The 22,068-nt window shown below is 57.6% G+C and carries 11 protein-coding genes and 1 pseudogene; all 12 read left to right on the top strand.

What is annotated here, in order from left to right:
• Positions 1–116: 116 nt before the first annotated feature.
• The 12 genes and pseudogenes from Q0650_RS13875 to groL all read left to right on the top strand — a co-directional run bounded on the left by Q0650_RS13875 (position 117) and on the right by groL (position 21,957).
• Complete coding sequence (locus tag Q0650_RS13875) at positions 117–2,216, top strand: CHAT domain-containing protein (RefSeq protein ID WP_298819956.1); 2,100 nt, start codon at positions 117–119, stop codon at positions 2,214–2,216.
• Positions 2,216–5,716, top strand: coding sequence for a hypothetical protein (locus Q0650_RS13870; protein ID WP_298819954.1), 3,501 nt, complete (start codon positions 2,216–2,218; stop codon positions 5,714–5,716). The genes Q0650_RS13875 and Q0650_RS13870 overlap by 1 nt, the downstream gene beginning before the upstream one ends.
• A 19-nt stretch (positions 5,717–5,735) precedes the next feature.
• Positions 5,736–10,013, top strand: coding sequence for an FG-GAP-like repeat-containing protein (locus Q0650_RS13865; RefSeq protein WP_298819952.1), 4,278 nt, complete (start codon positions 5,736–5,738; stop codon positions 10,011–10,013).
• 132 nt (positions 10,014–10,145) lie between these two features.
• Complete coding sequence (locus Q0650_RS13860; RefSeq protein WP_298819950.1) at positions 10,146–10,646, top strand: MarR family winged helix-turn-helix transcriptional regulator; 501 nt, start codon at positions 10,146–10,148, stop codon at positions 10,644–10,646.
• Positions 10,647–10,698: 52 nt separating this feature from the next.
• Positions 10,699–12,504 (top strand): ABC transporter ATP-binding protein, encoded by a 1,806-nt coding sequence (locus Q0650_RS13855; protein WP_298819948.1) that lies wholly within the window; start codon positions 10,699–10,701, stop codon positions 12,502–12,504.
• Between the two features lie 49 nt (positions 12,505–12,553).
• Complete coding sequence (gene lon / locus Q0650_RS13850; RefSeq protein ID WP_333691543.1) at positions 12,554–15,025, top strand: endopeptidase La; 2,472 nt, start codon at positions 12,554–12,556, stop codon at positions 15,023–15,025.
• Between the two features lie 106 nt (positions 15,026–15,131).
• On the top strand, positions 15,132–15,959 hold the full coding sequence (locus Q0650_RS13845) for a carbohydrate kinase family protein (RefSeq protein WP_298819944.1): 828 nt from the start codon (positions 15,132–15,134) through the stop codon (positions 15,957–15,959).
• A gap of 194 nt (positions 15,960–16,153) precedes the next feature.
• Entirely contained in the window at positions 16,154–18,214 is a 2,061-nt protein-coding gene (locus tag Q0650_RS13840) for an alpha-amylase family glycosyl hydrolase (RefSeq protein WP_298819943.1), read from the top strand.
• A gap of 548 nt (positions 18,215–18,762) precedes the next feature.
• Entirely contained in the window at positions 18,763–19,122 is a 360-nt protein-coding gene (locus Q0650_RS13835) for a hypothetical protein (RefSeq protein ID WP_298819941.1), read from the top strand.
• A gap of 312 nt (positions 19,123–19,434) precedes the next feature.
• A pseudogene (locus tag Q0650_RS13830) lies at positions 19,435–19,818 on the top strand (DoxX family protein); the annotation flags it as partial.
• A gap of 202 nt (positions 19,819–20,020) precedes the next feature.
• Positions 20,021–20,314: a co-chaperone GroES gene (groES, locus tag Q0650_RS13825; RefSeq protein ID WP_298819938.1), complete on the top strand. Its 294-nt coding sequence runs from the start codon at positions 20,021–20,023 to the stop codon at positions 20,312–20,314.
• 5 nt (positions 20,315–20,319) lie between these two features.
• Positions 20,320–21,957, top strand: coding sequence for a chaperonin GroEL (groL, locus tag Q0650_RS13820; RefSeq protein ID WP_298819937.1), 1,638 nt, complete (start codon positions 20,320–20,322; stop codon positions 21,955–21,957).
• Positions 21,958–22,068: the final 111 nt, after the last annotated feature.

Genomic DNA, 22,068 nt, shown 5'->3' with positions numbered 1-22,068 from the left:
CCGCTGATTTCATTCTCGTTGTTTGTCGGTGAATGCACCTGCTACAGCTTGCAGTGCAGGCTGGCGGGTGCTATACTAAAGAGCAAACTACCTAACTTGCAAAAAGTTTGCTTCTCATGGATGGGTTGCTTGACCTCGAATTAAGTTTGCGTGGTCTGGGTCATTCTGGCTACGCAGTAACATTATCTTTCAGCGATCCGGATAGTGACGCTGATGTGCGGGTTGAACGAGGCAGCAGCGAACATCCGATTCGGTTCAATCTCGAACAGTTGCGTGAACTGGCTGCCGATCCGGTGGCGTATGGCACAGCGCTGGGCGCAATGTTGTTTAGCGAGAGCGAGATTCTGGCCCAGTTTACCGCTGCGCGCGCGCTTGCCCGGCGCGGTCGTCGCCCAATCCCCATCCGCTTTCGGCTCTTCATTGCGCCGAGTGCCGCTGAGTTGCACGCTTTGCGCTGGGAAACGTTGCGCATGCCCGATGGTGAGCCGTTGTTGTTGGGCGAGGAGTTTTTCTTTTCGCGCTATTTGACCAGCAATGATGTGCAGCCGATCCGCGCTCGCTCGCGCAACGCTTTACGGGTATTAATTGCGATTGCCCATCCGGTTGGTATCGAACAATTTGGGCTGGCGCCGGTCGATGTGGCCGGTGAACTGGCCCGCGCGCGCGCCGGATTCGCCGGTTTCGATCTGGTTGAGCTGGTTGAGCCTGGCGCAGCGACACTCGATCAGATTATCGAGACCTTACGCGCAGAGGTTCGCGCTGGCCAACCGTTCGATATTGTTTATCTGGTGGCGCACGGCAGTTATGTTGCCGACAATACCTATCTCTGGCTGGTCAAGCCCGATAATTCTTTTGAGCGCGTGAATGGAGAGGTTTTCACGCAACGCCTGCGCGAACTTTCCGAACGTCCTCGCCTGGTTATGTTGATTGCCTGCCAGAGTGGTGGTGGTCTGACTGCCAATGAAGGCGCTCTGTCTGCGTTGGGGCCGCGCCTGGCCGAGGCGGGCGTTCCGGCAGTGATCGCGATGCAGGGCAATGTCTCGATGCGACTGGTGGAGCAGTTTGTGCCGGTGTTCTGCCAGGAATTGCAGCGCGATGGCCTGATCGATGCGGCGATGGCGATAGCTCGCGGCGCAGTGCGTGATCTGCCCGATCACTGGATGCCGGCGCTGTACTCTCGCCTGAAGAGTGGTCGGATCTGGTATGTGCCCGGTTTTGCCGATGAGCAGGATACGGCTGAAAAGATCGAAGCTATCGCCAGTTATATGGCTGATGGTATTTGCACGCCGGTCATCGGCCCGCATCTGGTTGATACGCGCATGTCTATGAGCCGTATGATTGCGCAGCATTGGGCCAAGCGCTATCACTATCCGATGGAAATCCATGAACGGGAACAACTGGCTTATGTAGCGCAGTTTCTCTCGATCAAGTACGATTATCGGTTTCCCCGTCGGTTGTTGCTGGAAACGTTCCAGCAGTTATTAGTTGAAGAATACCGCGAGGTGTTACCCGATCTTGATCAGCTCACTTTGCGAGAGTTGCTCAGTGCGATTGGTCGTTACGAACGCGCGCGTGATCCGTTCGATCCCTATCGCGTGCTGGCTGCTCAGCCGATCCCGATCTACATTATGGCCAATGCCGCGCATATGCTATGCGATGCCCTGGTGGAAGCGGGCAAGCAACCGGTTGTTGAGTTGTGTCGCTGGAATGATGACCTCGACCGGTTGCCCTCGATCTTTGAACGGGAGCCAGAGTATCGTCCCAGTATCGAGCGACCACTCATCTTTCACTTGTTTGGGAGTTTTGATCAACTGGAGACACTGGTATTGACCGAAGACGATTATTTTGATTTTCTCATCAATATTTCGGCAGAGCGCGAACGGGTTCCGGCCATTGTGCGCGATGCATTGGCCGATAGCGCATTGCTTTTTCTTGGGTTTGAGTTAGAAGATATCAGCTTTCGCGCCCTCTTTCACAGCCTGATCAAACCTTTGCGCGGCGGATCGCGACGGCGACGGTACGTGCAGGTTGCCGGCCAGCTTATGCCGCGCGAAGACCAGGTGTTGCAACCTGACCGGGCAATTCGCTATCTGGAAGCCTATTTTCAGGATACAGCCGCTATCAGTGTCTTTTGGGGCAGTCCACGCGATTTCTGTCTTTCCCTGAGCGAACACCTCGCTGAACTTGGCCGATCTGGGCGTCGGCGTGGTTTCTGATGAATGCGCCACGACAAAATCCATACCTCGGACCCCGCACTTTTACCCGTGAGCATCGCCTCTACGGTCGTGATCGAGAGTTACGCGATCTGACCAGTTTGCTGGTGGCCGAACGATTGGTTTTGCTCTATTCGCCATCGGGCGCTGGCAAGAGTTCACTGGTGCAGGCGGCCCTGATTCCAACGCTTGAGTCACGCCAGTTTCACGTTTTGCCTGTCGCGCGGGTTGGATTGGCTTTGGCCGATCAGGCGCTGCCGATTGCGAACCGCTATCTGGCGTCGGTTGCTCTCTCGCTCGGCGGTGATGAAGCGCTTGATCGTTCTTTGGTTGAACTTATTGTTCCGCCTGATCAGGTCGCGCCTGATGATACGGTCATTATTTTTGATCAGTTTGAAGAGTTACTGACCGTTGATCCGCTTAATCGAGCGGCCAAAGAAGAGTTTTGTCGCGCAGTCGGCGATCTGCTGCGTAGTCATCGTCATTTGTGGGCATTATTTATCGCGCGGGAAGACTATCTCGCTCAGCTTATGGAGTATGCCCATTTCTTTCCCTCACGGCTGCGCGCAACTTTTCGCCTCGACCTGCTTGGCACGGAAGCAGCACTGGCTGCCATTCGCCGTCCGGCGCTGGATGTCGGCGTCGAGTTTGAACTCGCCGCAGCGCAGAGTCTGGTTGATGATTTGCGCCGGTCGCGCGTTCAGCTTGCTTCGGATCAGGTGGCAACCATGCTCGGCCCGACCGTAGAACCAGTGCAGTTGCAGGTTGTCTGTTATCGGCTCTGGCAACGGCTGTTTCCCGATGGCGCGCCGGAAGGCGCGGCTATTACAGTTGACTCCCTTGGCACAGTTGGCTCGGTTGATGAGGCGCTGGCTGATTACTACGCCGATCGAGTAGCTGCCGCTGCCGCTGCTAGCGGTGTGCGTGAGCGAGTCATTCGCGATTGGTTCGACCAACAGTTGATTACAGCCGCCGGCATTCGCAATCAGGTGTTGCGCGGTGAAGGGGTTACCGCCGGCTTGCCGAACGAGGCGTTACCACCGTTGTTAAACGCTTATTTGATCCGGGCCGAACAGCGACGCAATTTCACCTGGTATGAACTGGCCCACGACCGCTTGATTGAACCCGTGCGTCAGAACAATGCGGCCTGGCGCGAGCGATTGGCGCCATTTCAACGTCAGGCTGCGCTTTGGGCTGCTACCGATCGTCCTGAGAGTCTACTCTTGCGCGATGCCGATCTTGTGGCCGCGCAGGCATGGGTTGCTTCCCATCCAGAGCAGGTTGAGCCGGTTGATGAAGAGTTTCTGGCAGCCTGTGTCGCCTATCAGACTGCGATCGACGCCGATCGGCGGCGCGATCGCCTGATCCGCCGGTTGGGTGTCGTGGCGATGGCGCTGGCAGTCGTGATGGTGATCGCCGCTGCCGCCGCCTTCTTTGCCTACCAGGAAGCTGATCGGCTGTCGCGCCTGGCGCGCGCGCGTGAGTTAGCTGCTGAAGCGACGCTGAATCTGGCCGTCGATCCGCAATTGTCGTTGTTACTGGCGCGACAGGCTGTTCTGGCGCAGCGTGAACGCAACGAACCGGTCGATTTGACGGCAATCGCGTCGCTCTATCAAGCTCTGGCCGCTTCCCGCGCGCGCGAAACGGTTCAGCTTGGCGCGCCGGTGACTGCATTAGCCGTTAGTGATGATGGGCGCTGGTGGGCTGCGGCAGTGCAACCTGAGAATATGCCGGCTGAAGTTGTGCTGGTAGAGCGGGCGACCGGTCAGCGCTGGCGAATTGAGCCGGCTACCAGTCTGATCCCGTCGCTGGCTTTCAGCGCTGACGGTAGCCGGCTGGTTGCAGTGTCATGGGACGGCACGCTGCTGGTGTGGGAGACAGCCCATCCTGATCGCAGCGAGCGCTGGATGGTTCCGATGGCAACTGCCGGGATTGCGCCGACCGACCCGCTCAGTGTGCGATTACTGGCCGTAGCATTTAGCCCTGATGGTCGCGCTGTGTATACCGCCGGCTATGATGGCTGGTTGCGGCGTTGGGATCTCTCAAGTGGGCGACAAATCGTTATTGGCGGCGAAGCAAGCAATTCGCTGGTGAGCCTCGCTATCGATCCTGCCGGCACACGTATTGCAGCCGCCAGCCAGACCGGCGATGTGCTGACCTGGCGCCTGAGTGATGGTGAACTGATTGTTCGCCAGCGCATAAGCACTCAGCCGATCAGTGCGCTGGCTTTCACGCCAGCCGGCACGCTGGCACTGGTTGCGGGTTCTCGTTTGTTCGAAACCAACGGTGAAGACAGTTTTGTACTGGCCACATTTGCCGCTCCGATCAATGATCTGTGGCTGAGTTCTGATGGTACGATCGCTTTACTCGGATCGAATGAAGGTCACGATTACCTCATCGACCTGCGCGACGGCAAGACGATAGCAGTGCTGCGTGGTCATACCGATCAGATCAGTCGCGCGCGCTGGTGGCCGGATGGACGCGAAGTAGTGACTGCTTCGTTGGATGGCACAGTGCGTTTTTGGACGGTTGGCGATCTGCAACGCTTCACGCCGACGGCACTGGCAGCCGATCCATCTCATAGCCGGGTTGCGGTAGGCGGTGAAGATGGCTCTATCGCCCTGTTCACTACCACCGCTGGCCCGGCTCGCCAGTTACCTCATCACAGTGATGCGATCGATATGCTGGCGTTTAGTCCGGATGGGCGCTGGTTGGCTGCGGCAAGCGTTGATGGTCAGGCCAGTGTTTGGGATGTTGCGAGCGGGCGGTTACAGACGGTTATTAACCACCCAGGACGGGTGCGCAATGTCGCTTTCAACGCCGATGGCACCTTGCTGTTGACCAGTAGCCGGACTCAGGTGTACCTCTGGCGCTGGCAGGAATCGACTGAACGCCCGTTCGCTACCGTCGATTTAAGTATCTTCGGTGAGCCCGATGTTATTACCGGCGTCGCTATCCATCCCGTCCAACCATGGCTGGCGGTGGTCAGCCGCGATGGGTTGACCACGATATGGGATTATCGCGCGGCGCAGCCCCTGGTTACGGCGACCGATATGCGCGCCAATGGGCGCATCCAGTTTAGTCCTGATGGCTCATTGACGCTCAGTGAGTCAAATGAAGGTGTGCTGCTATTGCGTGACAGCGCGACACTACGATTGCGCGATTTTCCGGCAGCTCATCGCGGTGGGATTGCCGATTTCGCTTTTGATTCTACCGGTATGCACATTGCCACCGCCGGTTTCGATCAGACGATCAAAATCTGGCAGGTTTCCGGTGGCCGTGAACAACTTCGGATGGGAGTCGACAGTCTTCCAGCAGCGATTGCATTCAGTGGCCCCGCTGAAGTCGTTATTGCCAGCGTCAATGGCAGCATTGTCTGGCTGCCACTCGATCTGGCCCAGGCGCTTGATCTGGCCCAGGCGCGGAGTCGTCAGCCCACTGCCGCGGAGTGTGAGCGGTATCAGCTCGCCGATCTGGCCGTATGTGGATCGGTCGCGCCGTAAGATGTGGGAGGGGGATCCAATGACTCGTTACTTCTGCGCGTTGTGTTTGCTGTTGTTCATCAGCCTGGCCAGTGGTGTCACCCATCCGCTGTATGGGCAGGAACGTGCTGGACTGCTGCGTCAGGTCTGGCAATCGGCGGTCAGCGATGCCTTCACGGCCATTGCGGCGTTCGATATTGATGCCGATGGCGATGACGATCTGGCAGTGGGGCGGCGGAATGCGCCAACGCAAATCTGGCGCAACGATGGGCTTAATGCCGGTGGCCAGCCTGTCTTTACGCCGGTGTGGAGCGCTCCCATCGGTCGTGATACGGTTGCGCTGGCTTGGACGGTGACGAGTGGCGGTGCGCTATTGCTGGCTGAAGCTAACTATGGTGATGTGAGTGTGATGTATCGAGTGACATCATTGAGCAGCGGCATCGCAGTTACGGTTCAGTTTGTGACACAGTCTTTTTTTGCCCAAACCATTGTCTGGGGGCAGATTGATGGCGATAGCGAGCCAGACCTCCTTATCGGCGGTGAGCTTGAGCCGATCTACCTCTATTCTGGGACAACGATTTTGGCCGGTGGTCCAGACACTCCATCAGTAGTCGTACCGGGAACATTTACTGTGAGTAGCCTGGCGCTGGCGGAAATGAATGGTGATAGCCAGCTCGATCTTGTTGTGGGTCTGCGTAACGACTCAACCAGAATCTTTGCCGGTCAACTAGTAGCGCCATTTTTTGCTTCAGCGCCGTTCTGGATCGACGATGCGATCAATTTCAACACGCGCGCAGTTGTGGCTGCTGATTTTGACGGCAATGGCCGGAATGATCTCTTCATTGCCAGCGTGCGCGAAAACAACCGCCTCTACCTGCATCAATCCGACGTGCCCTTTACCCTCAGTCTATCCTGGGTGTCGGATCAACGGATCAATGCTATTGCCGCCGCTGCTGCTGATTTCAATGGTGATGGCTTGCTCGATCTCATGCTCAGCAGCGAGCCGCGCAGCGATGTCATCCAAACGCTGCCAATCGGTGAACATCTGTTGCGCAACAACGGTGTCGGTGGCTTCACTCTGGTCGAAACCTTTGCGAACCGCTCGACCAATGTCAGCAACCTGGTATGGGGGCAATTGGTTGGAGGCAGTATGCCCGACCTCGCTGTTGTGCGGTTTGGGGCGCCGGCTCGCATTTATCAAAACGAATTGAGCGGAGCGGTTTTAGCCTCGGTGACCGGAGCAAGCGGCGCGCCGGCGCGGGGCGCACTGTTCTTCCGCCAACCTGCCGGTAGCGCTGCGTTAGGCCAGATCATTATCGACGATGATCGACCGCTTCGCACCGATACTGCCGGTTCGGTGAATTTGACCGGTTACGTCAATAATAACGACAGGGTGGCTGTTTTAGAGCCGGTGGGTGAGTTGCGAGCTTTTGCCAGCACGCATGGGCCGATCGCGATTGATGCCGATCAGCCGGATCGGATCACAGCCACGCTAACAGTCACGCAAACCGGTATCATCCAGTTTATCGACACAGTTGCCATTACCGGCACTCACACCTACTTCAGCGATCTGTCGATGACGTTGATCAGTCCATCTGGCACAATGATTCGCCTGCTTGATGGCATATGCGGCGCTGCCGACGGTTTTGCGTTGGTCCTCAACGATGCGGCGCCGGGCATAAGCTGTCCCCCAGTTGGTGGCGCTGTCTCACGTGCCATTGATCCGCTCGACGAACTGCGCAGCGAACCGATCACCGGGGTCTGGCAACTCGTGATCGAAGACGATTTTGCGTTCGATGGCGGCGCTCTGGAGTCGTGGAGTATCAGCGCGCTGATTAACGACATTCCGCTGTACTACACCAACTTTACCCCCGGCGATCCGCCTGTACTTGACACGGTCAACGATGGCGTGGCCAATGCTTTCAGTACCAGTGCAGCCAATCCGCTATTGCTATTCGATATTGATGTGTCGCTGGAATGGGATGCGCGCAACGATACCAGCTACCTGTCTCAGCTTAGTTTCGATCTGTATCGCGTCTCTGAGCTACTTTACGATTGGACGAACGGCCAGGCCGCGTTAGGGCGGGTTCGGCTCTTTCACAACCGTGAGCGCTGGAATCAGGCCGATGTGCGGATCTATGCCAGTAATCGGTTGCGTCCCAATTCTGACCGCGGAGGGATCGTACAACAGACGACTATCACAACGAACGGCAACGGTGATGAAGAGGTTTTCTATCCGGGTCGAGTGCGGATTGGCGCAACATGGAATCAATACGGCGCCAGTCGCGGCACGATTGGCGAAGACTGGCCGCGGGCACTGGCGCACGAATTGGGGCACTACCTCTTCTTCCTCTCTGACAATTACATCGGTTTTGACAATGCTGGCGGGCGGAAGGTTCTGGTCGGCATTGATGGCTGCGCTGGCGCGATGAACAATCCTTACCGCGAAGAGGAATCGGAATTTCATCCGCAGAATCTCGCCTGGGAAACGTTGTGCGCAAATACCCTCTCGCAACTTGAAACCGGTCGCGCCGATTGGGATACGATTGTCGCCTTCTACCCGCCACTTGCCGCGTATCGTCCGACAACCCTTAATCAGATCACCGGCCCGAATACGTTGCCGGTCAACCTGACCGAGATTCTCGAAATGCCGTTGACAGAGCGGGTCCGCGCGGTGCGGCAGAGCACCTTCAGTCTGCTGCTGGCGTTTGGGAGCGACACGATCCGATTACAACCCGACCGCAGCGCGCGCGGTATTCTGTTCACCGATGATGATGGCAATGGAGTTATCGACCGGCTCATCGATCTTGGCGCGCCGGTGCGTGATCAGCTCGAAGCGCGCGGCGCTCGACCCGGCGATCGGCTTTGTCTGTTCGAACCGGCAGCGCGTCGGTTGGGATGCGTCGAGTCGATTGTTGCGGGACAAACCACTCTTACCGTCACCGAGCGGAGTGACTGGCAACCTGACATTCGGATCGAGCCGCTCGATGGTCAGCGGATTCGGGTGATCGCGCGAGTTGGTGGGATCGATGCGCCACTGCGCGCTCGCCTCTTCCCTCTTGACGGCGCCCCCTCGGCAGTTGTTACCCTGACAATTACCGGCGAGACAGCCCAGGCCGAGATCATGGTGCCGGCCCCATTTGATCAGGCCCTGTTACAACTTTGGGTGGATGAACCGGCCCCACGTCGCGAAACGGTGACCGATGTCAGTCTCTACTACTATCCTGAAGACACACCGCGTCTCGCCGATAGTGAATCGCCTGTGCTGAGTCAGCGTCGCCCATGCAATCCACGTTTGCAAACCTGTCCCAGGGATGCTCCCGCCTCGCTCGATGGGCAGGCCATGATTTACGATCTTGACGGGGTATTCGGGCCGGGAGATCTCATCTCATTTCAGGCTGCTACCCGTCCGCCGGCTGCTCCTCCACCCTGGACAGAACCGGTTGGATCGGGGTACTGGTTAAATGGTGTCAGTGTCACGCAGCTTGAAGGTTTCTCTATCAATCTCAGCTACGATGAAGCCAGTCTTCCGCCTGGCACTGCTGGCGGCCTCAGCATCTTTACCTACAATCCAACCGAACAGACCTGGCGCGAGATAGTCGTTCGTCGGCGCGATCGCGAACGACGTGAATTGTCCGGCGACTCGGCGGGAGCAGGTTTCTATACATTGCTCACAACGCTACGGCCATCACCTGGATGGAACCTGCTTGCCTACCCCTGGGCTGGTGAAACGGTTCCGGTCGCTTTCAATCGCCTCAATGTCGATACCCGCCACTATCGCATCGTGTACGGCTACGATGACGTGAATAGCCGGTGGTTGCGGTATGATCCGACAGTCACGCTGGCCTTTGCTCCTTTCGTCAATACGCTGACCAGTCTCGTCTATGGGCGTGGCTACTGGGTCTTTGTCACCGAGCCTGGTCCTACCGGCGCTGCTGCGCCAGCCAGTGCGCCCGCGTTGCAATCGGCGCTGCCACAACCTCCCACAACCTACTACGGTTACATCGCGCCGCTCGGCAATACTACATTCAGCGCCGGTCAGACCGTTGAGGCTCTGATCAACGGCGCCGTTTGTGGCAGCGGCCAGACACAACTGATCAATGGCCAGATCGGTTACGTCATCGACGTTGCCGCCGCTCAGCCTGGAATGGAAAACTGCGGTCTGGCCGGGCGACAGGTAACCTTCCGCGTCAACGGCCTTGATGTGCGCGGAACGACCATCTGGGGATTACCCGGCGCACATCGGCTCGATCTCAATCCGACTATCTGGTTGCCGTTCACAAGTCGCGCATTGGTCTGCCTGGTAGCGTGCAGCTAAGGCTTGTCGCCGATGGTCGATTGGTGTCAGGTGGGTGGGGAATGATCATCTTGTTTCCCCTTTACAAACTTACTTGCTTCTGATATACTCAACATTGTTAAATATCTATACGCGCTAGCATTAGAGCAACGCATGACTGAATCGGAAACGCCTAACCTGCCTGGCGAGCATTCAACACTCGATGCCATCGAGCAAGCTATTCTACGCATAAGCTGGCTCGCCCAGCGTCAGTTTGTGCAATTGCTCGATGACGATCGGTTCAATCTCACTTTGACGCAGTTCTATACCTTGCTCCATCTTGCCCAAACTAACGGCGAATGCAAGATGTCGGATCTGGCCGAGGCGACACAGCAGTCGGCAGCAGCGCTGACCGGCGTTGTGGATCGCCTGCTCGACAAGCAACTGGTCGAGCGTACCCGGCACGAACGCGATCGCCGGCAGGTAATGGTGCAGGTAACGCCGCGTGGGCTGGCTATGATTGCCGCTATTCGGCAGGCCCGCCGCGAACAGATCCATGCTGCGCTTGGTCATCTGCCGGCGGCTGATGCTGAACGGTTGCTAGAACTACTCGAGGGAGTGCTGGCCGGAATGGTACGGGTGTTGGAACGGAGTGAGACGGGACGGTTGGCTTGATGATGCGGTGACGAGCGCCAGGTACAGGCGTTCGCGCGAGGAGATACACTTGGTGCGATTACGATGGCAATCTGCCCTTCCGCCTGCGCTGCCAAAAGGCGTAAGCTGGACGCGTCTGCTCAGCTATCTACGCCCGTACCGTGGCTGGATGACAGCGGCGTTCATTGCAATGGTGCTCGGAGCCGGACTGGGGCTGGTGATGCCATTGGCGATTGGCCAGATGGTTAACCAGATTACCGGCGATCAGATCTTGCCGATTGCGCAGATTGTTCTCTTGCTAGGTCTGGTAGCGATTGGTCAGGCAATCACCGGCCTGATCCAGACCTACAGTTTGACGTTTGTCGGCGAACGAGTTGTGACCGATCTCCGACTGGTCGCGTACCAGCAGTTGCAGCGACTCGATCTGGCTTTCTTTGAGCAATCTCGCACCGGTGAGATTACATCGCGGATTACCAATGATGTAACGTTGATTCAATCGACCGTAACCACCAGTCTGGCAACGCTATTGCAGGGCGTGATCCAGCTCGTTGGCGCTGTTGTCCTGATGCTTATCGTCTCCTGGCAGCTTAGTGGCCTGGCGCTCGTGCTCGTGCCTGCGCTGGTGCTGATTGCAGTATTCTTCGGACGCTGGCTTCGGCGCATCTCGACCGCAGTGCAAGACCGCCTGGCCGATGCTACCAGCATCCTCGAGGAGACGGTAGCCGGGGTGCGGGTTGTGCGCTCGTTCGAACGTGAGCCGTATGAAGTTGAGCGGTTTCGCGCCGCTATCGAAGCAACCTTTGCCGTTGCCATGAAGCGGGCGCGGGTGCGCGCCCTGTTCCAGCCAGCGATGTCGTTGACGGTATGGGCTGCCCTGATCGGCATGCTGGTTGCCGGCAGTTATCTGGTCAGCATCGGCTCGCTGACGCCGGGCGATCTGGTTGCCTTCCTCTTCTACGCCGGCATGGTTGCCGGATCGATGGGAGCCTTCGCCGGTCTGTTTGGGCAGTTGCAAGAAGCTCTTGGCGCAGTGACGCGCGTATTTGAGTTGCTCGACCAGCAGCCGACTGTGTTCGACGCCCCCGACGCGGTGCCACTGCCGCTAGTGCAGGGTCGGGTAGAGTTTCGCGAGGTGTCGTTTGCCTATCAGCGCGCCAGCGATCATCCATCAGCCCCGATTGTGTTACGCAACTTCTCGCTGGTGATCGAACCGGGTGAAATGGTTGCGCTGGTCGGGCCAAGCGGCGCCGGCAAGAGCACGATTGTCAACCTGATCCCGCGCTTCTACGACGTGCAGGCCGGCAGTGTGCTGATCGATGACTACGATGTGCGGCGGGTGCAACTGCACTCGTTGCGCTCGCAAATCGGAATTGTGCCGCAAGAGACATTACTCTTCAGCGGTAGTATTCGCGATAACATTCGCTATGGCCGCCTCGATGCGAGTGAGGCTGAGATTGAAGCAGCGGCGCGTATGGCGAATGCGCATGAATTCATCTGCCAGTTGCCGGAAGGCTATGATACGCCGGTTGGCGAACGGGGTGTGCGCTTGAGCGGTGGGCAACGTCAGCGTATCGCGATTGCGCGCGCTATTTTGAAAGACCCGCGCATCTTGATCCTTGACGAAGCTACCAGTTCGCTCGATAGCGAAAGTGAACGTCTCGTTCAAGAGGCGCTAGAACGGTTGATGGCTGGTCGCACTAGCATCGTGATTGCACACCGACTTAGCACAGTGCAACGGGCCAATCGGATTGTGGTGGTTGTGGCAGGTGAAGTGATGGAGGTAGGAACGCATCGTGAATTACTGGCTCGCGACGGAATTTATGCGCGGTTGTACAGGTTGCAATTCCGCGAACCAATACCGGCGCTCGCTGCTGATTGAGGAACGAGCATAAGCACCGTTCAACCTGAACGTGGGAGATACACAGACTATGAATGAGCCAATGTCACTGTTCGATGATTTGCCTGAAGAGCATGATAATCCATTTGAAGAGCCGGAGCGCCGTCTGCCGATGGTTGTACTCGGCGAAATGGTCATTATGCCGCATATGACCATCCCGTTACAGGTGCCCCAGGGCAAATCCTACCGGGCAATGGAACGGGCATGGGAAGAAGATCGCGACGTATTGCTGATTTTTGTCCGTGAGCATCAGCTCGAAGGGTACAAGAGCAATCAACCGCAAAATCTGCCACCAATTGGTGTGATCGCCGAATTGCAAGAATTTGCCAAATTAAATGATGGTACAGCCCGCGTAATCCTTGAAGGAAAGAGTCGGGCGCAAATTATCGAAGCGGTACAGATCACCCCATTCTACCGGGTGCGCTGTCGTCCGGTGACCGATCCGGTGGTGAGCGGCCTCGAAGTTGACGCGCTCATGGAGACGGTCAAGCAACAGGTCGATGAGTTCGTCGAGCATCTCGGCGAAGTGCCGCAAGAGGCAGTGCAGTTCGTGCATCGCATTGATCGACCTGGCCATCTGGCCGATATTGTCACCTGGGGGCCGGCGTTTGATTTCAAGGATCGATTAGAGATTCTCAATACGCTCGATCCGGTCGAGCGTTTGCGCAAAGCGTATTTTGTGCTGGCCCGCCAGCTCGAGCTGCTCAAGCTGCGCGTCAAGATTCAGCAAGATACCAAAGAGGTGCTCGATCAGAGCCAGCGTGAATATTTCTTGCGCGAGCAGTTGCGGGTTATCCGTCGTGAGTTGGGTGAAGACGAGGAGGGTGACGATCCCATCGACGAGCTGCGCCGTCGGATCAATGAATTGAATGCGCCTGAGTATGTCAAGAACCAGGCTCTCCACGAACTTAAGCGGCTCGCTCAGCAAGGGATGAATAATCCCGAGTCCGGGGTCATTCGCACCTATCTCGACTGGATCCTCTCGTTGCCTTGGGCTGATGAGGAGTTGCCGGAAATCAGCATTACCGAAGCGCAAAAGGTGCTTGACGCCGATCATTATGGCCTGGAAAAGGTCAAAGAGCGGATCCTTGAATATCTGGCCGTGCGGAAGCTGGCCGGCGATAAGTTACGCTCGCCGATCCTCTGTTTTGTTGGCCCGCCCGGTGTCGGCAAGACCAGTCTGGGGCGCAGTATTGCGCGCGCCTTGGGCCGCAAGTTTGTGCGAACCAGCCTTGGCGGCGTGCGTGATGAAGCCGAGATCCGCGGTCATCGCCGCACCTATATCGGCGCCTTGCCCGGTCGGATTATTCAGGCCATGAAAAATGTTAAATCGAAGAGTCCGGTCTACATCCTCGATGAAGTGGACAAGATTGGGATCGATTTCCGCGGCGATCCGACTTCAGCCCTGCTCGAGGTGCTCGATCCTGAGCAAAATAACGCTTTCAGCGATCACTACCTCGAAATCCCGTTCGATCTGAGCAAGGTGATCTTCATCGCTACAGCCAATCAGCTCGAACCGATCCCGTTACCACTGCGTGACCGCATGGAGATTATCGAGATCGGTGGCTATACCGAGGATGAGAAGATGGAGATCGCGCGTGGCTTCCTCATTCCCAAGCAGCGGGAGTTTCACGGTCTAACCGAAGATCAGATTGAGTTTACCGAGGACGCCATTATCAAACTGATCCGCGAGTACACTCGCGAAGCCGGTGTGCGCAATCTCGAACGCGAAATCGCCAGCCTCTGCCGCAAGGTGGCGCGGCAGGTTGCCGAGCAGACGGAAGCGACCGGCGAAACGCCATCGAAGTTTGTGATCGATGCGGCGGAAGTCGTGAAGTATCTTGGCCCAGAGCGCTATACCTTCGGTCTGGCCGAAGAACAGGACGAAGTGGGTGTGGCGACCGGCGTGGCCTGGACGAGTGCCGGTGGCGATATTCTCAGCATCGAAGTGTTGCCGTTTAAGGGCAAAGGTCAGTTGCAACTGACCGGTCAGCTCGGCGAGGTCATGAAAGAGAGCGCTCAGGCGGCGATCAGTTATGTGCGCTCGCGCGCAGCCGACTTCGGCATCGATCCAAATATGTTCGAAGAGACGAACATTCACATTCATATTCCTGAAGGGGCAGTGCCGAAAGATGGTCCGTCGGCAGGCATTACCCTGACTACGGCGATCATCAGTGCTCTCACCGGGACGCCAGTGCGGCGCGATGTGGCGATGACCGGCGAGGTGACACTGCGTGGCAAGGTGTTGGGCATTGGCGGCCTCAAAGAGAAGACGCTAGCAGCGCATCGCGCCGGTATTCGCACCTTCATTTTGCCGAAGGAAAACGCCAAGGATATCAGCGAGTTACCGGAAAAGGTGCGCCGTGAGCTGAACCTGATCCCGGTTTCGTCGATGGATGAAGTGCTGAAAATCGCTTTGAGTCGGATGCCGGCGCCGGCTAACAATCAGAATGGCTCCCATTCCAATCGTGGCCAACCTTCGCCGGCGCCAGCCGGAGCGTAATTGTACCGGTTCATTTTGTTAGCTGGCTCAGAGCGGCGAGTGTTTGCGCACTCGCCGCTGTGCTACCCAGATCAGGCTGCATTTATCGACATTCCGCGCGACTTCAATGGAATCATCAGGGTCTATTCTCTGCTACGGCTCGATCTGCGCCGATCTGCATATCTGGCTGCCAGGCTGGCCGCTGCCTGGCAGTGGCGTCCATGCGCTCAAAAGTATCTGGCAGGCTGGTGGTAATGCTTTCAACGAAGCCCGTGCTCTGGCAGCATGGCAGGCGCGGCCACAGCTCTACGGCGACCGCCTGGGTTTTGATCCGGCGGGTGATCTGGTTGCGACAGCATTACATGCGCTCGATCTGGCCGCTCATATCGAACGCGATCCGGCGGTGGTAACCCCGGTTTGTCATATTTTGATCACGCCTGATGGCGAGCGCGCGATCATTGCGCTCCGGGAGGGAACTGCCGCTTCACCACCGTCGCAGGCGGCGCTTGCCGCCAGCTCAATCGTTAGTGTGAGTCGCTATGGGTTGCACACCGCCGAGGTTGCCCTGGCCGCTCGTCAATTAAATCGGCTGGTCGTCGCCGGTGATGTAAGCGATCCTGCTGAACCGCTGGCGCAGGCTGCCGATGTGATTGTCACGTCAGCCGCACTACTCGGTTCTGACCCGCTTGCTCGCGCCCGCACATTGCAGGGCGCGCGGGGCGCGCCTGTCTTCCTTACCGATAGTTCGCGACCGGCTCGCGTTCTGGTTAACAACACGTGGCACGAATGTATGCCGCCAGCGCAGGCAGTAACTGATACTACCGGCGCCGGTGATGTCTTTCGCGCCGGGGTTGTCTACGGTCTCTGGAAGGGGTGGGATTGGTCGGAAATTCTGGCGTTTGCTGTCCAGGCTGCTACTGCGCAGCTTGCAGCGTCTGCAAGGCAATCGTCGTGATGCGCTATACCCGGTGATTTTTGTTGCGTAAACCCGCTTAAGTTGAGGTTGAGCGCCCAATAGCTGTTTTTTGCTGCTATTGCCTCCCTGCTTGTCAGCTCAGGCAATGTCTGTGACGGCCAGCGCAGCAAAAAACCGGTATATCGGGTATGATACCTTCTGTCTATCTCGACGTTGGCAGTACTGGTTGCTGCATGAGCTACGAACTCTCCGAACAGCCTGATCGCATCATTCTACGCACCGAACGATACACGCTTGCCTGGTCAACCGATAGTGGCGCATTAATCCATCTTCAGCGCCCCGATACCCTGAATGTACTCGGTTTTGGGCCAATGACCGCCGGTATCGATGTCGCTTTAGGCGGTCCGACAAGGTGGATTACGACACAGACCTTTGCCCGTTATCTCTGGCATCGGATCAACGCCGGTGAGGATCGGTTAGTAATGACAATTATCATCGGTCTCGGTCCACTCAAATTGTTCGATCACTATCGTATCGCTGATGATACTATCGAACGCTGGGTCGAGATCGAGAATGTGAGTGATCAGGATCTCCGGCTGTGCGGCGTGCGACTGATTGTGCCGCACGCTCTGGTTGGCGATCCAGAACGTTGTCGTTTTGAGGCCCCAGGTAATAGCGTGCGACCGCGGGTAGCGCTCGCCATTGCTGCCACGCAAGATCGCAACGTCTTGCCACGCCGCTTCTTTGCGCCGGGTTTGCGTGGCGGCAGCGCCTTCGAACCGGCGCCAACCCAGGGGCCAGGATTGATGGCGTTAGTTGATAATGCGCTGCCATTGACGCTGCTTTGCTGGTATACCGGCGATGAGGAAGCGGCATTGCCCTACGTGCAGGGTCAGCACAATGCGGTATCGCTGGCTCACGAGGTAGCAGTCGTCAGTTGGCTGCGAGCCGAACAGCGAATCGCTGTAGGAACGCAACGACTCGCCTTGACGAGCCAGACCTGGCCGTCAGCGCTGGCGATTTATCGCGCATTGACCCTACTACCGCAACCACCAGCGGCCTGGTTACGCGACGCCGTGATCTATATCGCCGATCTACGTCAGCATCAGGGTGCTGACGGGTTGTGTGCCCGGTTAGCGGAACTGACTGCGCTTGGTGTCGATACCCTTTGTCTCTTGCCCTGGCATACCGTTGGTGATCGGCCCCACTTAATCGGTGATTTGGAACGGATCGATCCAGCCTGTGGTGATGCGGCGACTATCAGCCATCTGATCGATACTGCCCATACACATGGTATGCGCGTGCTGCTCGATGTCGCGATGCAGGGGTGCGTCTCTGACTCACGCTATCTCAACGAACATCCTGAATGGTTCGCGCGCGATGACGCTGGCGCTTTTGTGATTGGTATACCTGCTGATGCGCCGGCAGCCGCGCGTCACCCCGGGGTAGCGCTGCCTCCCGGTGGCTACCATCTTGACTGGACGCGCAGCGATTGGCGGTTGTACTGGCAGCAGTGGGTCATCGATCAAGTCGATCGATTTGCGCTTGACGGTCTGCGTGTCGTGTCGCCATACCATGCCGCGACAGCCTGGCTTCGCCGGCCATCGTTGCGGGCTAGCGCTGGCACAGCGCTCATAGTGCAGGCTCTCCGCGAAGTGCAATCGGCTCGTCCACAGTTAACCTTGCTATCTACTCTCTCCGGGCCGAATTCGGCTCAGTTTGCCGGCGGTTGGTTTGACTATCCCAGTCATCACATGCTGATCCATCTGGCCATGCGCCGCATTACGCCGGTTGAATGGGATGCCTATCAGGCCGATTATGCCGCGCTCTACCCATCCGGCTATCGCATTGCGTTCCTTGAAGCGCACGATACCGCTGACTGCAATCCATTGGCCGATGGATTGCGTGGCTCGCGTCTCGCTCAGGCGCTTTGGGCCGTGATGATCTTTAGCGGTCTTACTCCGGCAATCTGGAATGGTCAAGAGATTGCCGATCCGGTAATCCTGCCGCGTTTGTTGATGCTTTGGCGGCGCGAACCGGTGTTGCGCTACGGTTCGATTGAGTGCCAGCCAATCACTCCGGCGAGTGATGTGCTGGCGATTCGTCGCGTCCTCGACGGACGCAGTCTCGTTGGTGTGGTCAATCTTGGCGCTCTGCCATGCCGGTTTCTCGCCACCCAACCACTTGGCGCCGATCTGCTCGGGCTTGCGCCGCTCAGCCGCGAACGGCGTGGCATGGGCGAAGAATTGCGGCTGGCCGCGTTTGGTATTTATTGTTTCGAAGTTCCAGACTGATCGCCATCTCTATAACTCTACAGCCTTGCGCTGATCTACGTGGCGCAGAGGCCAACTCGTTCCACTATATAACGGGTCTGCTGCGACTGAAACCGCGTCCAGCTCCTTTCTGTCATAATTTGACATAAAAACAGATACCGGACTCTGGCATTGTCCTGCGCAACCACTTTGGAACCATTTTCCCTCTTAACCCGTCTGTTTGATCAAACGTCTGGTTAACTCTCCATCCCGAAGGAATTCCTATGCGTGCCCTCATATTGTTGGCCCTTATCGCAACATATATCCTCTCTGCCTGTGGGAGCGCCACCGACTCAATCTCATCTCAACCAACGTCAGCATCCGATCCATCAATTGCGACTCAACCACCCGCAGCTACTCGCAACCCGGTGGGTACGCCGGTCGCGGTATCAACACCCACCGCACAGCCGTCACCTTCGCCTGCGCCGACACCTCCTGCGCCGACGACAACATTGCCGCCAACATCGCCCCCGCCGTCAACGCAGTCCCCAGTCGCAATGCCTGTAACTACGCCTGTCAAGGAGACGCCTATGCCTGTTATGCCTGCCCCTGGCCCTGATGCGCAACCGCTCACGCCTCCGTTTGATGGTTTTGTGCAACGGCAAATCGATGCGGCTAAGCAAGATTTAGCTCAACGGTTAGGGGTTGATCTCGCCGCCATCGAAGTCGCTTCGGTTGAAGCAGTGACCTGGCCTGATGGCGCGCTCGGCTGCCCTCGCCCCGGAATGGTCTACATTCAGGTCTTGATCGATGGTTTGCGCATCCTGCTGCGCGTCGGCGATCAGATCTACCCCTATCACAGTGGCAATAACCAGCCGCCATTCTTATGCGATCTCCAGCTCGGCCCACAGTCGATCCCGCCGCGTCAGGCTCCGGGCAACACGCCGTAGCCGCGCGCTCGCCGGATCGTCGGTATAGCGCCGGTAATCTGGAACGTGGTGCCTTCTGGATTCCCTTGCCTTCACCACGCTCGCCGGCAGGCACGCCAGGAAGAGCTTCAGAACTACCCGGTTTTACCAGAAGACAGATCGCGCCGCAAACTCTTTCATCTTCTAACATATTGCTAACATTGCGCTGATGCCCATCTAACATCAATTTTTTATCTACACAGGTGTACGCCTGTTTGAGACATCAATCGCTACACCAGCGCGACGCTGCCGCATCGTGCTGATGTGCGTTGACGATCAAGGAGGTGGTACGCCATGACGATCGATCTTGGCCTGCTGATCCTGCAAGTGGTTATCGGGTTGCTCATGATGGGGCATGGCGCTCAGAAGCTCTTCGGCTGGTTTGGCGGTCACGGTCTGCGCGCGACTGCTGACTGGCTGGCAGGTATGGGCCTGCGCGCGCCACGCTTCTGGGCCTTCATGGCCGGTCTGGCTGAATTTGGCGGCGGTTTACTCTTCGCCCTCGGCCTCTTCCATCCGATTGGCCCGCTAGCGATCATCGCAGTGATGGTTGCGGCGATTGCGCTTGTCCACTGGTCGCGTGGCCTGTGGATCAGCAATGGCGGCAGCGAGTACTCGCTCGTGCTGATCGTGCTGGCCGCTGTAATGGGGCTGTGGGAACCCGGCGCCTACACGCTGGATCGCTACTTCGGGATTGCCTTGCCACAACCGCAAACCTTCTGGATCGGCCTGATCCTCGCGCTGATCGGTCTGGCTTTCGCTCTGCTTAACCGGCAACGCCAGCCCATGGCCACGCCGGGCAACGCCGGTCAGGCCGTCAGTTGAATGGCATAGGGGGCGTCGCTGAAACGACGCCCCTTGAGCGAAGAGGAGGTTACCTGTGCAAGTAAAACCGTTGCACGACCGCGTTGTTGTCAAACCAAAGCCGCGGGAAGAGAAGACTAAAGGCGGCATTATTCTGCCCGACACCGCAAGCAAAGAGCGACCCATGGAGGGCGAGGTGATCGCGGTAGGACCAGGTCGGCGTGCTGATGATGGCAAGATCATTCCGATGAATGTAAAAGTCGGTCAACACGTGCTCTATGCCAAATACGCCGGCACTGAGTTCAAGATTGATGAGGAAGAGTATCTAATCCTGCAAGAGAAGGATATTCTGGGTATCATTGAGGAGTAAGCGATATGGCGAAGCAACTGATCTTCGATCAGCAAGCCCGTACTGCGCTGAAACACGGTATCGATACACTTGCTCTTGCCGTCAAGACAACTCTCGGCCCCCGTGGCCGCAACGTTGCGCTCGATAAGAAGTGGGGTGCCCCGACGGTTACCCACGACGGCGTGAGCGTCGCCAAAGAGATTGAACTCAAAGACCCCTTTGCTAACCTCGGTGTACAACTACTCAAGCAGGCTGCTGTCAAGACGAACGATGTTGCCGGTGACGGTACCACGACAGCGACGGTACTGGCTCAGGCGATCATCAACGAAGGTTTGAAGCTGGTTGCCGCTGGCGCTAACCCGATGCTGCTCAAGCGCGGTCTCGACAAGGGTGGTCAGGCGCTGGTTGCCCGGATCAAGGAGCAGGCGATTACGCTGAAGACCCGTGACGAGATCCGCAACGTCGCCACCATTTCGGCTCAGGATGCCGAAGTTGGTGAGCTGCTGGCAACCGTCATGGACAAGATTGGCCGTGATGGTGTCGTAACGGTCGAAGAGGGCAAGAGCACTCATCTCGAGCACGAGCTGGTCGAAGGTATGCAGTTCGACCGTGGCTACATCTCGCCCTACTTCATCACCGACTCGGCGCGGATGGAAGCAGTGCTTGATGAGCCATACATCCTGATTACCGACAAGAAGATCAGCTCGATCAAAGATCTGCTACCCATCTTAGAGGCGGTGCTCAGCAGCGGCAAGAAAGACCTGCTCGTGATTGCCGAAGATGTAGATGGTGAAGCGCTGGCGACCCTGGTCGTCAACAAGCTGCGTGGGACACTCAACGCGCTGGCAGTGAAAGCGCCTGGCTTCGGTGACCGCCGCAAAGCGATGCTGCAAGACATTGCCATCCTCACCGGTGGTACGGTCATCTCTGAGGAGATCGGTCGCAAGCTCGAAAGCGCGACGCTGCAAGACCTTGGCCGCGCCCGCCGCGTGAAGGCCGACAAGGACAACACAGTTATCGTCGAAGGTCACGGTGACAAGCAGGCTATCCAGGCCCGCATCGCCCAGCTCAAGCAGCAGATCGAGACCACGACCTCGGATTACGACCGCGAGAAGCTGCAAGAGCGTGTGGCGAAGCTGTCCGGTGGCGTGGCAGTCATCAAGGTTGGCGCGCCGACCGAGCCGGCGATGAAGGAGCGCAAGGCTCGCGTGGAAGACGCGCTCAACGCGACTCGCGCTGCGGTGGAAGAGGGTATCGTCCCTGGTGGTGGCGTTGCGTTGCTTAACGCAATCCCGGCGCTTGACAATGTGACTACCCAGTTTGAAGAGGAGCGCATGGCGCTCAATATGCTGCGTCGCGCGCTCGAAGAGCCGCTGCGCCAGCTCGCTGCCAATGCTGGCGAAGATGGCTCGGTCGTGGTCGAGAATGTGCGCAACGAGCAGCGCAAGCGCAACAACAATCACTTTGGCTACGACGTGATGACCGGCGCCTATGTCGATCTGATGGAAGCTGGCATTATCGATCCGGCCAAAGTGGTGCGCACTGCGCTTGAAAATGCGATCAGCGTTGCCGGTATGGTCCTGACCACTGAGGCGTTGATCGTCGAAGCGCCTGAACCCAAGAAGAACAACAACACGCCGCCGATGCCCGATGACGACTTCTAATCGCTAATTGAGCGCACCGAGCGCGGTGGTCATCGCCACCGCGCTCGGTTGTATGATGAGGAGTGGTTAACCGTCTTGCCAATGGCTGTAACCGGTATCAGATCGCTCCCC

The sequence above is a fragment of the uncultured Chloroflexus sp. genome, assembly GCF_937129525.1.
In the GTDB taxonomy this organism is placed as follows: Bacteria; Chloroflexota; Chloroflexia; order Chloroflexales; family Chloroflexaceae; genus Chloroflexus.
Note: the sequence above shows the minus strand (reverse complement) of the source record. Positions and strands in the feature narration are given on the sequence as shown.